This is a genomic window from Cellulomonas sp. KH9, assembly GCF_900114185.1.
Classification (GTDB): domain Bacteria; phylum Actinomycetota; class Actinomycetes; order Actinomycetales; family Cellulomonadaceae; genus Cellulomonas.
The window spans coordinates 173,464-186,223 of the sequence record NZ_FOSE01000004.1 but is presented as its reverse complement, the minus strand read 5'-3'; the positions used below and the strand labels follow the sequence as shown (position 1 = coordinate 186,223).

Sequence of the window (12,760 nt, the reverse complement as noted above, 5' to 3'; positions counted from 1 at the left end):
GCGTCCGACCGCAGGAGGAGCCATGCCGCACGACGACACCGCCCGCCCGACCGACGCACCCCCGGAGGCCCCGTCGCGCGCGGCGACCGGGCTGCTGTGCCTCCTGCTGTTCATCGGCTCGTTCGCTCTGCTCACGCTCGGGTTCGAGGGTGACGCGACCACCGGGCCGTGGCTCGTGACGGCGGGCATCCTCGCGTTCGGCCTGGCCTTCGCGATCCCGACGACGATCCTGCCCGCGATCGAGGAGCGCGACGGCCGGTGACGGTCCCGGTCGCGGTGCCCACCCGCCTCGTGCTGGTCCGCCACGGCGAGAGCGTCGGCAACATCGCGGCCACGCGGGCCGACCGCGAGGGCGCCCTGCGGGTGGACGTGGCGACGCGCGACGCCGACACACCGCTGTCGGAGCGTGGCCGCGAGCAGGCGCGGGCGCTCGGCGTGTGGCTGGCCGACGTGCCGGCCGACGAGCGGCCCGAGGTCGTGTGGTGCTCGCCGTACCTGCGCGCCCGGCAGACCGCGGAGCTGGCGATGGAGGCGGCAGGGCTCGACCTCCCGGTCCGTCTCGACGAGCGGCTGCGCGACCGTGAGCTGGGCGTGCTCGACCGCCTCACGTGGCGCGGCGTGCAGGAGCTGCACCCGGAGGAGGCCGAGCGCCGGCGCCACCTCGGCAAGATGTACCACCGCCCGCCGGGCGGCGAGTCCTGGGCGGACGTCGCGCTGCGCGTGCGGTCCGCCCTCGGGGACCTGCAGCCGCGGGACGCCGGGCGGCGGGTCCTCGTCGTGGTGCACGACGCGGTCGTCATGCTCCTGCGGTACGTCCTGGAGGAGCTGACCGAGGACGAGCTGATGGCCGTCATCCGCGAGCGCAGCGTGCGCAACGCGTCGCTGACGCACCTGGAGCGGGCCGACGACGTGTGGCGGCTGACGGCGTTCGACGACGTCGAGCACCTCGCGGAGATGGACGCGGCGATCACGGAGCACGAAGGGACGGCGGACACCGGTGGATGACCTCGTGCTGACCCCCGCCCTGCTGCGGGAGCACCCCCTGCCCGAGCCGACGGGCGGCAAGGACGCGCGCGGCGGCGTGCTCGTGCTCGGCGGCGCGCGCGCCACCCCGGGCGCCGTGCTGCTCGCCGGCGTGGCCGCGCTGCGGGTCGGCGCCGGGCGGCTGTCGCTGGGCGTCGCGGCGTCCGTGGCCGGGCCGCTGGCCGTGGCGGTCCCGGAGGCCGGGGTCGTGGGGCTGCCCGAGGGACCCACCGGGTCGGTCACCGGCCCGGGCGACGAGCTCGACGGCGAGCTGCAGCGCGCCGACGTCGTCGTCGTCGGTCCGGGCCTGGACGAGCCCGACGGGACCCTCGCGCTGCTGCGTGCCGTGGTCGCCGCGGTCCCTGGCACGACGTCCCTGGTGCTGGACGCGTTCGCGCTGGGCGTGCTGCGCGACGCGCAGGACCTGCACGGCGCGCTGCACGGCCGGACCGTGCTCACCCCCAACACCGCCGAGGCCGGGCGACTGCTCGGGGAGGACGCGGACACGGCCGACGAGGGTCGCGACGACGCCGACGTGCCGGTGGCCGCGCGTCTCGCGGACGCGTACGACGTGGTCGTGGCGTGCGCGGGCGTCGTCGCCGAGCCCCGCGGCCGCCGCTGGCACTCGTCGACGGGCTACTCGGGTCTGGGCACGTCCGGCAGCGGCGACGTGCTGGCCGGCGCCGTGGGCGGGCTGCTCGCGCGCGGTGCGTCGCCCGCGCAGGCCGCGTGCTTCGGGGTCGCCGCGCACGGCGTCGCCGGTGACCGGCTGGCCGCGGCCGTCGGGCCGCACGGGTACCTGGCGAGCGAGCTGCTGGCGGAGCTCCCGCGGGTGCTCGTCGAGCTGCGCTCGCGCTGAGCGCTCCCGCTCCGCGGACGCGCCGCCCGGGCGCGCCCGCGGTGCCGCACACTGGTGGTGTGGACACACCGCGCATGAACGTCGAGTCGTTCAACCTGGACCACCGCACCGTCGTCGCGCCGTACATCCGGCTCGCGGACCTCAAGGAGCTCCCCCACGGGGACGTCCTGTCCAAGTTCGACGTGCGGTTCACGCAGCCCAACGTGGCGCACCTCGAGATGGACGCCGTGCACTCGCTCGAGCACCTGTTCGCCGAGCACTCGCGCAACCACTCGGACCGGGTCCTCGACTTCTCCCCCATGGGCTGCCAGACCGGCTTCTACCTCATGCTCGAGGGCCGGTGGACGGACCAGGAGGTGCAGGACCTGGTCGCCGCGACCCTCGAGGACGTGCTGCACGCGACCGAGGTCCCCGCAGCCAACGAGGTGCAGTGCGGCTGGGGCGCGCACCACACCCTGACCGGCGCGCAGGACGTCGCCCGCGCGTTCCTCGCGGAGCGCGACGCGTGGAGCACGGTGACCGCGTGAGCGCCGGCCTCTCGGCCGCGCCCGGCGCGCGCGTCGACGCGGTCGTCGTCACCGCGATGGGCGTGGAGGCCTCCCCCTTCCTCGAGCGGGCGACCGCGGTCGGCGACGAGGTGGAGGTCGCGGGCGCGCGGCGACGCGTGCTGGATCTCGGCGGTCCGCGGGTGATGCTCGTGACCTGCGGCATCGGCCTGGTCAACGCCGCCTCGGCCGCGACGCTCGCCCTGCACGGGTCGGGTGCGCGCATCCTGCTCAGCGCGGGCTCGGCCGGGGGCATGGGCCTCGACGTGCGCGTCGGCGACGTCGTGGTCGGCGCCACGACCGTCTACGGGGCGGCCGACGCCCGCGTGTTCGGCTACGCGCTGGGGCAGGTGCCCGGCATGCCGGAGCGTTTCGACGCGGACCCGGGACTGCTCGCCGCGGCCGCCGGTGTCCCCGCGGACGGCCTGACGGTCCGCACCGGCACCATCCTGTCGAGCGACGTGTTCGTGGACGCCGAGCGCGTCGTCCCGCTGCGCCACGCCTTCCCCGACGCGCTGGCGTGCGACATGGAGTCCACGGCCCTCGCCCACACGGCGCACCTCACGGGGGTGCCGTTCCTGTCCGTCCGCGGCATCTCCGACCTGTGCGGTCCCATCGCCGGGGTCGACTTCGACGCCCACGTCGACGACGCGGCCGAGCGGTCCGCCGTCGTGGTGCTCGGTCTGCTGGACGCGGCGCTCGTCGCGGGCTGACCGGCGGAGGCCGCGTCCCCGGCCGGCGGCCGGGGTCGCGGCCGACCCTCGTCGTGCGGCCGCGCCCGACGACTCCGGGGCGTGCCACGAGTCGGTAGGTCTGCCCCGGAATGTCGTCGACCGGTGCGCGGTTGGCACCTCAGACTGCCCGGGCACGGCTGCTGCGCCCGGCGGCCGTCCGTCCACCGCCGCGCCCCGCACGGGCCCGAACCGACAGGCGACCTCGTGACCGACAGGACCGCTCCACCCGCCGCGCCGCCCGCTCCGCCCGCCGCCGTCGCGGGGGCGACGACCGCCGCGCCCGCGGGCGGCGCCGGCGTCCCCGTCGCGATGTCGCCGCGCGACAGGCTCGCGGTCACGCTGCTGCTGGTCTCCACGTTCGTCGTCATCCTCAACGAGACGATCATGGGCGTCGCGCTGCCGCGGCTCATGGACGACCTCGGCATCACCGCGGCCACCGCGCAGTGGCTGACGACCGGGTTCCTGCTGACGATGGCCGTGGTCATCCCCGTGACCGGGTTCTTCCTGCAGCGCACCACGACCCGGGCGGCGTTCCTCACCGCGATGGGGCTGTTCTCCGTCGGCACGCTGGTGTGCGCGCTCTCCCCCGGGTTCGAGGTGCTGCTGGCGGGGCGCGTCGTCCAGGCCACCGGCACCGCGGTGATGCTGCCGCTGCTCATGACGACCGTCATGACCGTGACCCCGCCGGCCTCCCGCGGACGCACGATGGGCAACATCTCGATCGTCATCTCCGTCGCCCCCGCCGTCGGCCCGACCCTCTCCGGCCTGATCCTGTCGGTGCTGGACTGGCGGTGGATGTTCGGGGTCGTGCTGCCCGTCGCCCTCGCCGCACTGGCCCTGGGCGCGCTGCGGCTGCCGAACGTCACGCAGCCGCGCCACGCGCGGGTCGACGTGGTCTCCGTGGCCCTGTCGGCCGTCGCGTTCGGCGGCCTCGTGCTGGGCATGTCGCGGGTCGGCGAGGTCGTCGCCGGCGGCCTGCAGCCCGCGACCGGGGCCGCCCTGGTCGCCGGGGCCGTGGGGCTCACCCTGTTCGTCGCACGCCAGCTGCGGCTGCAGCGCACCGACGACGCCCTGCTGGACCTGCGGGTGTTCCGCTCCCGCACGTTCGCCGTGTCGGTCGGGCTGATGGCGATCATGATGATGGCCCTGTTCGGCGTCATCATCATGCTGCCCATCTACGCGCAGGACGTGCTCGGCCTCGACACCCTGCGCACCGGCCTCATGCTGCTGCCCGGTGGGCTGCTCATGGGGCTGCTCGCACCGCTGGTCGGGCGCGCGTACGACCGGGTCGGCGCGCGTCCCCTGCTGGTGCCGGGCACCGTGCTGGTCAGCACGGCCACGTGGGGCATGGCGCTGCTGCTCGGCGAGCAGACGCAGCCCTGGCTGCTGGTCGCGGCGCACCTGACGATGTCCGCGGGGCTGGCGCTGGTGTTCACGCCGCTGTTCACCTCCGCGCTCGGGTCGGTCAGCGCCGACCGCTACTCCCACGGCAGCGCGATCATCGGCACCGTGCAGCAGGTCGCGGGCGCGGCCGGCACCGCCGTGTTCGTCACGGTCCTGTCGGCGGTGGCGACGGACCGGGCGGCCGCCGGCGCGTCGACGCTCGTCGCGACGGCGGAGGGCGTGCACGCGGCCTTCCTCGTGGGTGCGGTGCTGACGCTGCCCGCGATCGCGGGTGCGCTCGCCGTGCGCTCGGCACCGGCCGGCGCCGCCGTCGCCGGTCACCACTGACACCCCCGGCGGGTTGCGGCGGGCGCGGACGCGACCCGGGTGCGGGGCGCACCCGGTCAGGCGCCGCCCGGGCCCCCGGTGGCGTCGGCGAGGTGCGTGACCGCCTCGAGCACGGCGGCGTGCAGGCGCGGGTCGTCGAGCGGGCGGAAGTGCCCGTCGAGCGGCAGGCGGACGTTGACCGCGCCCGCGAGCTCGCTGCCCCCCGGCACGTGGGGGTCGAAGCGCGCGTAGACCGACCAGATCCGCGCGTGCGCGGCGACGTCCCGCGCCAGGGCGAGCAGGTCGGGGTCGAACGGGGACAGCGCCCGCACCGGGCGCGCCGGGAACCAGCGGGCGTACACCGAGCCGGCGAACGGGGTGTTCACGGCGACCAGGCCCGCGACCCGCGGCCCGGCGTCCTCGTCGGCGAGCACCATCTTGCCGATCAGCCCGCCCTTGGAGTGCGCCACGAGCACGACGCGGCCGAGCCCCAGGGCCTCCAGGCGCTCCACCACGAGCGGTGTGGACATCTCCAGCGGCCGCAGGTTGAGCCCGAGCGCCGGCACGGTGTGCACGGGGTGCCCCGCGGCGTGCAGGGCCCGTGCCAGCGGCGTCATCACCGGCCACGTCTCGTAGATGCCGGGCAGCAGCACGACGGGCATGCGGTCGCCGCCCGCCAGGGAGCCGGGCAGCGGCGCGGCGAGGACGGCCCGCGCCTGCGCCCGGACGATCCACGCGTAGTCCCGCGCCCAGGCCGCGCCCTGGCGCAGCCGGTGGCGCACCTCCGCGGCCGCCCGCCCGGCCGCCCGCGGCCCGGTGGGCGGCCCCGGCACCGTCCTCGCGGCCGACCCGCCCGTCATCGCGCGACGTGCTCCAGCACGAGGTCGGCCACCTCGTCGGGGCGGGCGTACATCGCGGCGTGCGACGCCCCGGGGACGGTCACGTGCGTGCCGCGCCGCGCCGCCGACGCGAGTCGCGCCGCCCACCCGGGCGGCGCGACCCTGTCGTGCTCGCCCCGCACGACGAGCACGGGCGCGTCGACCTGCCGGACCCGCTCGGCGACGGGGTGCTCCAGCATGTGCCGCAGCACCGCGAGGTACCAGCGGGGTCCGCACTCGGCGTAGGTGCGCGCCAGCAGCGCCTGCGCCCGCACCGGCTCGAAGACCGCACCGGCCGCCAGACGCACCAGCTGCTGGGCGGCGGTGCGGGCGTCGTCGTCGACGGTGGGGCCGACGAGCACCGCGTGGGACGCCACGGCGGGCGTCGTGGCGACGGCCTCGACCACGACCTGCGCTCCCATGGAGTGCCCGACCCAGGTGGCGCCCTCGATCCCGGTGCGCCCGGCCCAGCGCGTGACGAGCCGGGCCAGGTCCGCCACACCGACGTCGGTGCGGGGCCGCGGGACGCGCCCGAACCCCGGCAGGTCGAGCAGGTGCACGGTCCCGGCGAGAGCCAGCCGCCGCGCGAGCGGGTGGAGGGTCGCCGACGAGGCCCCCAGCCCGTGCACGAGCACGACGTCGAGGCGCTCGCGCTCCGGCAGCTCGTCCACCATCGCGTCGCGCAGCGTGCGGGTACGCAGCGGGAGCCCGTCGATCCGCACCCGGTCGACCCGGGACGTCGTGGCCGTGGGTGCGTGGGCCCGGCCGACCGCCAGCGGCATGCGTCCTCCCGTCGTCCGACGCCCGGTGCGGACGCGCTCCGGGATCGTCGCACGCGCCGACCGACCGCGCAGGTCAGGGCAGCGGGACCCACGACGGGTCAGCCCGCGGGGAGCTCCAGGACCGTCCGTGTGCCCGCCCCCGGGGCGTCCGCCACCCGCACGTCGCCGCCCAGGTCGCGGGCGACCTCGCGGGCGATCGCCAGGCCGAGGCCCGCACCGCCCACGTCACGCTCACGTGCCTCGTCGAGCCGCACGAACCGCTCGAACACCCGCTCGCGATCGGCCGGCGGGATGCCCGTGCCGTCGTCGTCGACCAGGAGGCGGACGACCCCGGGGCCGGGCTCGACCGTGACCGCGACCGTGCTGCGGGCGTGCCGCACGGCGTTCGCGACGAGGTTGCGCACCACGCGCGTGGCCCCGTCGACGGTGGCGGTCGCGGTGCCCACCCCGTGCACGGCCACCCGGACGTCCCGCTCCCGCGCCGCGGGCGCGAGGCCCGCCGCGACGTCCGCCGCCACGGCCACCAGGTCGACGGGCGCACGCGGGGCGTCCGACGCGCCCACGCGCGCCAGCACCAGCAGGTCGTCCACGAGCGTCTGCATCCGGGCGACCTGCGGGGCCAGGTCCGCGACGAGGTCGTCCACCGGGTACGCGCCGGGGTGCGCGGCGGCGACCTCGACCGCCGCCCGTGCCGCCGTGACCGGTGAGCGCAGCTCGTGCGCGGCGTCCGCGACGAAGGTGCGCTGCCGCGCGGCGGCCACCTCGAGCCGGTCCAGCATCGAGTTGAGCGTGCGCGCGAGCGCCGCGAGCTCGTCGTCGACGGGCGGGACGGGCAGGGCGCCGGGCCCACCCGCGAGCGCGACCCGGTCGGCCGCGGCGCGCAGCTGCTCGACGGGTGCCAGGGCGCGCCCCAGCACGGTCCACAGCACCACCGCGAACCCGACGGTCAGCACCGGCACCACCAGCAGGAGCGCGACGCGCAGGGCGCGCAGCACACCCTGGACGTCGGTCGCCGGGACGGTCGTGACCAGCGTGGCGGGCTCCCCCCGCCAGGTCACCGCCTGTACCGCCGCTCGCGCGACCTCGTCGTAGGCACCGGCGTGCGCGCCCACCACGAGCACGTCGTCGCCCGCGCGGTCGCGCCACGCGGCGAGGGTCGCGGGGTCGACCACCGGCAGCGTGCGGGAGGCGGTCGCGGACGTCGCCAGGACGCGCCCCGACGCGTCGAGCAGCTGTGCCACCTCGCCGGGCTGCTGGACGGGCAGCGCCTCGGGCACGCGGTCGTCCGCCACCAGCGCGGCCAGCGTCTGCGAGCGCTCGCGGACGACGTCGTCCAGGGCGGCGGTCCGCGCGGTGCCGAGCGCCGCCGAGAGCGCGAGGGCACCGGCGACCAGGACCACCGCGACGGCGAGGGTGGCGACGAGCGTGAGGCGGGCCCGCAACGACAGGGCACGCCGGCGTGGGCCGCCCGGCCCGGTGGGCGGCGTGCCCGCCGCGGGCCCGGTCACGCCCCACCCACCCGGTACCCGGCGCCGCGCACCGTGGTGACCGCGTCGCGGCCCAGCTTGCGGCGCAGGTAGCCGACGTACACCTCGACGACGTTCGGGTCCTCGCCGCCGGTGTCGAAGACGTGGTCGAGCAGCTCGATCTTGCCGACGACGCGGTCGGCGTGCCGCAGGAGGTACTCCAGCAGGGCCGTCTCCCGCACGGTGAGCGCGACCGGGCGGCCGTCCCGCGTGACCTCGCGCGACGCGGGGTCGAGCGTCAGCGCGCCGGCCCGCAGCACCGCGGGGCGCGGCGCGACCGGACGGCGCACCAGCGCCCGCAGCCGGGCGACGAGCACGACGAACGAGAACGGCTTGGTGAGGTAGTCGTCGGCGCCGACGTCGAGCCCGTCCGCCACGTCGTGCTCACCGTCCTTGGCCGAGAGCATGAGGACGGGCGTCCACACGTCCTGCGCGCGCAGCGCCGTGACCAGGTCGTAGCCGTTGCGCCGCGGCAGCATCACGTCGACCACCAGCACGTCGTACGCGCCGTCGACCGCCATCGACAGACCCGTCGCGCCGTCGTGGGCGGCGTCGACGGCGAAGCCCTCGGCCGTCAGACCCCGGCGCAGGGCGCGCACGAGCCCCACCTCGTCGTCGACCACCAGCACCCGCACCCCGGCAGCATCCCACCCGCCGGTGCCCGCCCGGGGCGCCCGCCGCGGCGGCGTCCTCAGCGTCCGCTCAGGCCGGGGGGCGCAGGGTGGGGACATGGACACCGCACCCGCCTCCCCCGCCCGCCCGCGGCTCCGCGCCGCGTGGGCCGTGCCCGTCACCGCGGTCGTGGCCGTCGCGGCGGCGTTCGCCGCACCCCCGCTGCTCGCGTCGGCCGACTCCGCGGGCCTGCCCGAGGTCTCGGCGGCCGAGCTGCTGGACCGGGTCGCGGCCGCCGAGCCGCAGGCCCTGTCCGGCACGGTGGTGCACACGGCCCGCCTGGGCCTGCCGGAGCTGTCGCTGACGCAGGCGACGGGCGCCGACCCCGTCAGCCTGCTCAGCGGCTCGACCACGCTGCGCGTGTGGACCGACGGCGAGTCGCGCTCGCGCGTGTCGCTGCTGGGCACCGCCTCGGAGTACTCGGTCGTGACCGACGCCACGCAGGCGTGGACGTACTCGTCGTCCGACGACGAGGTCGTGCACTACGCGCTCTCGCCGCAGGACGCCGCACGGGCGCAGGATCTGGCCGCCACCGCGACCCCGCCGGCCGACCTGCCCAGCCCCGACGAGCTGGGCCGCGAGGCGCTCGCGCGGGCCGAGAAGGACGCGACGGTCGGCGTGGACGCCGTCACGACCGTCGCGGGCCGTGACGCCTACCAGGTGGTCGTGACGCCGCGCAGCACCACCACCCTCGTGGGGCGGGTCGTCGTCGCCGTGGACGCCGCGACGTGGACCCCGCTGCGGGTGCAGGTGTGGAGCAACGACGACGCCGCGACGCCGGCGCTCGAGGTCGGGTTCACCGACGTGACGTTCGCCGACCCGGGCGAGGCGGTCCTGACGTTCTCCGCGCCCCCCGGGGCCGAGGTCCGCGAGGTGACCGTCCCGCTGCCGGACGCCGCGGCGCACGCCGCGGCCGCGGACGCGGCGCAGGGCCTGCCGGCGGACCCGGGGGCGATGACGGCACCCGAGGGCGTGACCGTCAGCGGCAGCGGCTGGGACACGGTCGTCGAGTTCACCGACGTCGACGTCGCGGCGCTGCTGACGGGCGACCCGTCCGCCCTCGGCGACGACCCGCGGGCGCACGGCCCGATCGGCGGCGAGGGCGCGCAGGCGCTCGCCGAGGACTTCATGCCCGAGGGCGACGGCCCCGGGGTCGAGCTGGACGCCGGAGCGCTGTACGACCAGCTGACCACGCCCGTCGAGGGCGGCCGGGCGCTGACCTCGACGCTGCTGTCGGTGCTGGTCCTCGACGACGGCCGCGTGCTGGTCGGGGCCGTGCCGGTGGACGCGCTGCGCGCGGCGGCGGACGCGTGACGACGCCCGCGGGGGCGACCGCCACGGCGGCCGCCCCCGCGTCGGCGCCCGCCGTGCCGCAGGCTGGTGCGGTGGGCGACGACGCGATCCGCACGCACGGTCTGACCAAGCGGTTCCGCACCGGTCAGGTGGCCGTCGACCGTGTCGACCTGCACGTGCCACGGGGGGCGGTCTACGGGTTCCTGGGCCCCAACGGGTCGGGCAAGACCACGACGATCCGCATGCTGCTGGGCCTGGTGGCCCCCACCGCGGGCGAGGTGCACCTGCTGGGGTCACCGATGCCCCGGGAGGCCGGGCGCGTGCTGCCGCGGGTGGGCGCGCTCGTCGAGGGCCCGGCGTTCCAGCCGTACCTCTCGGGGCGGGCCAACCTCGCGCGGCTGGACGCCGTCGACGCGTCGACGGACCCGCGCACCGCCCGCGCCCGGTCGGACGCCGCGCTGGACCGCGTGGGCCTGGGCGCCGCGGCCGACAAGCGCTACCGGCAGTACTCGCTGGGCATGAAGCAGCGCCTCGGGCTCGCCGCCGCGCTGCTGCGCCCCCGGGACCTGCTGGTGCTCGACGAGCCGACCAACGGCCTGGACCCGCAGGGCACGCGGGAGGTGCGGCACCTGGTGCGCGAGCTGGCCGACGCCGGGACGACCGTGCTGGTGTCCTCGCACCTGCTCGCGGAGATCGAGCAGGTCTGCACGCACGTCGGGATCATGGGCGGCGGGCGGCTGCTGCTGCAGGGTCCGCGCGCCGACCTCACCGCACGGCGAGCCGCGCACGTGATGGTCCGCACCGCACCGGCGGACGTCGACGCGGCCGTCGTCGAGCTGCGCCGCCTCGGGCTGGCCGACGTCACGGTCGAGCAGGGCGTCGTGGACGGCGGCGTCACGGTCGTCGCCTCGGACGCGGCCGACGACGGTCGCGACCGACCCGCGCCGCAGGACGTCGCGGCCGCGCTGGTGCGCGCCGGCGTCGGCCTGCTCGCCTTCGACGTGCGCCGACCCTCGCTGGAACAGGTGTTCGTCGAGCTGACCGGGGAGGGCTTCGATGTCGCCCGGTGAGACCGCTGCGGCCGAGCCGCGACCCGTGCCCGCCGGCCGGCCCGACGCCGCACCCGACGCGCCCGCCCGGTACCCCGGGGCGGCGGGTCGCCTGGTGCGCTCCGAGCTCCGCCTGGTGCTGCGCCGGCGGCGCAACGTGGTGCTGCTCGTCGGCCTGGCGTTCGTCCCGCTGCTGCTGGGCGTCGTGCTGCGCCTGGCGCAGGACGCGGGCCTGGCCGGCCAGGGGCCGCCGTTCGTCGCCAGCGTCACGGGCAACGGGCTGTTCCTCGTCGTGGCGTCGCTGTTCCTGTGCACGCCGTTCCTGCTGCCGCTGACCATCGGCATCGCGTCGGGCGACGCGATCGCCGGCGAGGCGTCCGCCGGCACGCTGCGCTACCTGCTTGTGGTGCCCGTCGCGCGCGGGCGGCTCCTCGCCGTCAAGGCGCTCGGCGCGCTCACGTTCGCCGCGGCGGCGGTGCTGGCGATCGCCGTCGTGGGGCTGGTGGCCGGCGCCGTGCTCTTCGGGGTGGGCGACCTCACGCTGCTGTCCGGCGACACCGTCCCGCTCGGGGACGGCGTGCTGCGGGTCGCCGGGGTGGTGGCGTACGTCGGGCTGTCGATGACCGGGCTCGTGGCCGTGGGGCTGTTCTTCTCCACCCTCACGGAGGTGCCGGTGGGCGCGATGGCGGCCACCGTGGTGGTGGCCGTGGTCTCGAGCGTCCTGGACCAGCTGCCGCAGGTCGCGGTCATCCACCCGGCGCTGCTGACGCACCACTGGTTCGACTTCGCGGAGATGCTGCGCATCGTCCCCTCGGTGGACGTGCTGGCGCAGGGGCTGGCCGTGCAGGCGGGCTGGGTCGTCGTGTTCGGCACGCTGGCGTGGGCCCGGTTCACCACCGCCGACGTCACGTCCTGACCGGCCGCCGGGGGGCCTCGGTGCCAGACTCGGGGCGTGAGCGTGTACGGGACGGAGCCGGTCGCCGGGCCGGAGGGGCTGACCTACGCCGCGCTGCTGGTGCGGGCGGAGCGGTCCGACGCGCTGGCGGCACTGGCACGGGAGCGGTTCTCCGGCTGGGTGGGTCCGCACGAGGACGGCTGGGTCGTGGCCGTGCCGGAGCACCCACGCGGTCACGTCGCCGCGCACCGGCGCCGGGTCGGGGACCTGGCCGCGGTCGTGGCGCAGGACCTGGGCACGGCGGCGGTCGCCGTGCTCGTGCAGGGGGACCGCCTGCTGCGCCTGTGGGCGTCCGCGGGGGCGGTACCGGTGACCGACTACGTCTCCGACGCCCACGTGGCGTACCCGCACGACGACGAGGCCTACGGCACGGAGGGCCTCGAGGGGGTCCGCGGCCTGGCGACGCTCACCCGCCACGCGGAGGCCGCCGACGACCTCACGGCGCTGCTGGCCGAGGAGCTCGGTGAGTCCGAGTCGGAGTCGGAGCGGCTGATGGCGGTGTGCCGCCTGCTCGGGTGGCCGCAGTGGCTGGTGGCCGTCGACTCGCTGCCGCGCCGCGTGCCCGGCGGCCCGGGCGCCGAGGCGTTCACGCGGCTGCGGGCCGGGCGCACCGGCGTGGGTGGCCTGCTGGCGGCGCGCGCCGCCGCGGTCGTGCGCCGGTCGGAGTAGCCGGGTCGGACGGGTGGACCGGACGGCGCGGGGCGGGCGGTGCGTGCGGGGCGGGCGGTGCGAGC

At 77.2% G+C, this 12,760-nt stretch carries 14 protein-coding genes; 10 read left to right on the top strand and 4 right to left on the bottom strand.

Going from position 1 to position 12,760, the window contains the following annotated elements; translation table 11 throughout:
* Positions 1–22 precede the first annotated feature (22 nt).
* The 6 genes from BMZ16_RS13690 to BMZ16_RS13665 all read left to right on the top strand — a co-directional run bounded on the left by BMZ16_RS13690 (position 23) and on the right by BMZ16_RS13665 (position 4,892).
* Positions 23–262 (top strand): hypothetical protein, encoded by a 240-nt coding sequence (locus tag BMZ16_RS13690; RefSeq protein ID WP_089801432.1) that lies wholly within the window; start codon positions 23–25, stop codon positions 260–262.
* Positions 259–1,005, top strand: a complete 747-nt coding sequence (locus tag BMZ16_RS13685) for a histidine phosphatase family protein (RefSeq protein WP_089801430.1) — start codon at positions 259–261, stop codon at positions 1,003–1,005. The genes BMZ16_RS13690 and BMZ16_RS13685 overlap by 4 nt, the downstream gene beginning before the upstream one ends.
* Positions 998–1,882 carry an NAD(P)H-hydrate dehydratase gene (locus tag BMZ16_RS13680; RefSeq protein WP_089801428.1) on the top strand — a complete coding sequence of 295 codons (885 nt, stop codon included), beginning with the start codon at positions 998–1,000 and terminating at the stop codon, positions 1,880–1,882. Before BMZ16_RS13685 ends, BMZ16_RS13680 begins: the two co-directional genes overlap by 8 nt.
* 74 nt (positions 1,883–1,956) lie before the next feature.
* Positions 1,957–2,409 (top strand): S-ribosylhomocysteine lyase, encoded by a 453-nt coding sequence (locus BMZ16_RS13675; RefSeq protein WP_089801425.1) that lies wholly within the window; start codon positions 1,957–1,959, stop codon positions 2,407–2,409.
* The gene (gene mtnN, locus BMZ16_RS13670) at positions 2,406–3,140 is read left to right on the top strand and encodes a 5'-methylthioadenosine/S-adenosylhomocysteine nucleosidase (protein ID WP_089802093.1); all 735 of its coding nucleotides are present in this window, start codon (positions 2,406–2,408) and stop codon (positions 3,138–3,140) included. The genes BMZ16_RS13675 and mtnN overlap by 4 nt, the downstream gene beginning before the upstream one ends.
* A gap of 225 nt (positions 3,141–3,365) precedes the next feature.
* Positions 3,366–4,892: a DHA2 family efflux MFS transporter permease subunit gene (locus BMZ16_RS13665; protein WP_369822604.1), complete on the top strand. Its 1,527-nt coding sequence runs from the start codon at positions 3,366–3,368 to the stop codon at positions 4,890–4,892.
* Positions 4,893–4,948: 56 nt separating this feature from the next.
* Here the strand turns inward: BMZ16_RS13665 and BMZ16_RS13660 are convergent, their stop codons facing one another.
* The 4 genes from BMZ16_RS13660 to BMZ16_RS13645 all read right to left on the bottom strand — a co-directional run bounded on the left by BMZ16_RS13660 (position 4,949) and on the right by BMZ16_RS13645 (position 8,692).
* Entirely contained in the window at positions 4,949–5,731 is a 783-nt protein-coding gene (locus BMZ16_RS13660) for an esterase/lipase family protein (RefSeq protein ID WP_255366662.1), read from the bottom strand.
* Entirely contained in the window at positions 5,728–6,531 is an 804-nt protein-coding gene (locus BMZ16_RS13655; protein WP_089801423.1) for an alpha/beta fold hydrolase, read from the bottom strand. The genes BMZ16_RS13660 and BMZ16_RS13655 overlap by 4 nt, the downstream gene beginning before the upstream one ends.
* 98 nt (positions 6,532–6,629) lie before the next feature.
* A complete protein-coding gene (locus BMZ16_RS13650; protein ID WP_089801421.1) occupies positions 6,630–8,039 on the bottom strand; it encodes a sensor histidine kinase in 1,410 nt (469 codons plus the stop codon).
* Positions 8,036–8,692, bottom strand: a complete 657-nt coding sequence (locus BMZ16_RS13645) for a response regulator transcription factor (protein ID WP_089801419.1) — start codon at positions 8,690–8,692, stop codon at positions 8,036–8,038. The genes BMZ16_RS13650 and BMZ16_RS13645 overlap by 4 nt, the downstream gene beginning before the upstream one ends.
* Before the next feature lie 94 nt (positions 8,693–8,786).
* Between BMZ16_RS13645 and BMZ16_RS13640 the strand changes: the two genes are divergently transcribed.
* From BMZ16_RS13640 to BMZ16_RS13625, 4 genes are read left to right on the top strand one after another with little or no spacing between them, the layout of a single operon-like run.
* Positions 8,787–10,043 carry a LolA family protein gene (locus tag BMZ16_RS13640; RefSeq protein ID WP_089801417.1) on the top strand — a complete coding sequence of 419 codons (1,257 nt, stop codon included), beginning with the start codon at positions 8,787–8,789 and terminating at the stop codon, positions 10,041–10,043.
* A 53-nt stretch (positions 10,044–10,096) separates the two neighbouring features.
* Positions 10,097–11,092, top strand: coding sequence for an ABC transporter ATP-binding protein (locus BMZ16_RS13635; protein WP_369822642.1), 996 nt, complete (start codon positions 10,097–10,099; stop codon positions 11,090–11,092).
* Positions 11,079–11,987: an ABC transporter permease gene (locus BMZ16_RS13630; protein WP_089801413.1), complete on the top strand. Its 909-nt coding sequence runs from the start codon at positions 11,079–11,081 to the stop codon at positions 11,985–11,987. The genes BMZ16_RS13635 and BMZ16_RS13630 overlap by 14 nt, the downstream gene beginning before the upstream one ends.
* Before the next feature lie 36 nt (positions 11,988–12,023).
* Positions 12,024–12,695, top strand: coding sequence for a hypothetical protein (locus tag BMZ16_RS13625; RefSeq protein WP_143082838.1), 672 nt, complete (start codon positions 12,024–12,026; stop codon positions 12,693–12,695).
* The last annotated feature ends 65 nt before the right edge of the window (positions 12,696–12,760 follow it).

What these genes read in the sequence shown, in the direction of transcription:
- BMZ16_RS13655 (WP_089801423.1), bottom strand. Translation starts at nt 6,531, where the DNA reads ATGCCGCTGGCGGTCGGCCGGGCCCACGCACCCACGGCCACGACGTCC.
- BMZ16_RS13640 (WP_089801417.1), top strand. Translation starts at nt 8,787, where the DNA reads ATGGACACCGCACCCGCCTCCCCCGCCCGCCCGCGGCTCCGCGCCGCG.
- BMZ16_RS13630 (WP_089801413.1), top strand. Translation starts at nt 11,079, where the DNA reads ATGTCGCCCGGTGAGACCGCTGCGGCCGAGCCGCGACCCGTGCCCGCC.
- BMZ16_RS13660 (WP_255366662.1), bottom strand. Translation starts at nt 5,731, where the DNA reads ATGACGGGCGGGTCGGCCGCGAGGACGGTGCCGGGGCCGCCCACCGGG.
- BMZ16_RS13675 (WP_089801425.1), top strand. Translation starts at nt 1,957, where the DNA reads ATGAACGTCGAGTCGTTCAACCTGGACCACCGCACCGTCGTCGCGCCG.
- BMZ16_RS13690 (WP_089801432.1), top strand. Translation starts at nt 23, where the DNA reads ATGCCGCACGACGACACCGCCCGCCCGACCGACGCACCCCCGGAGGCC.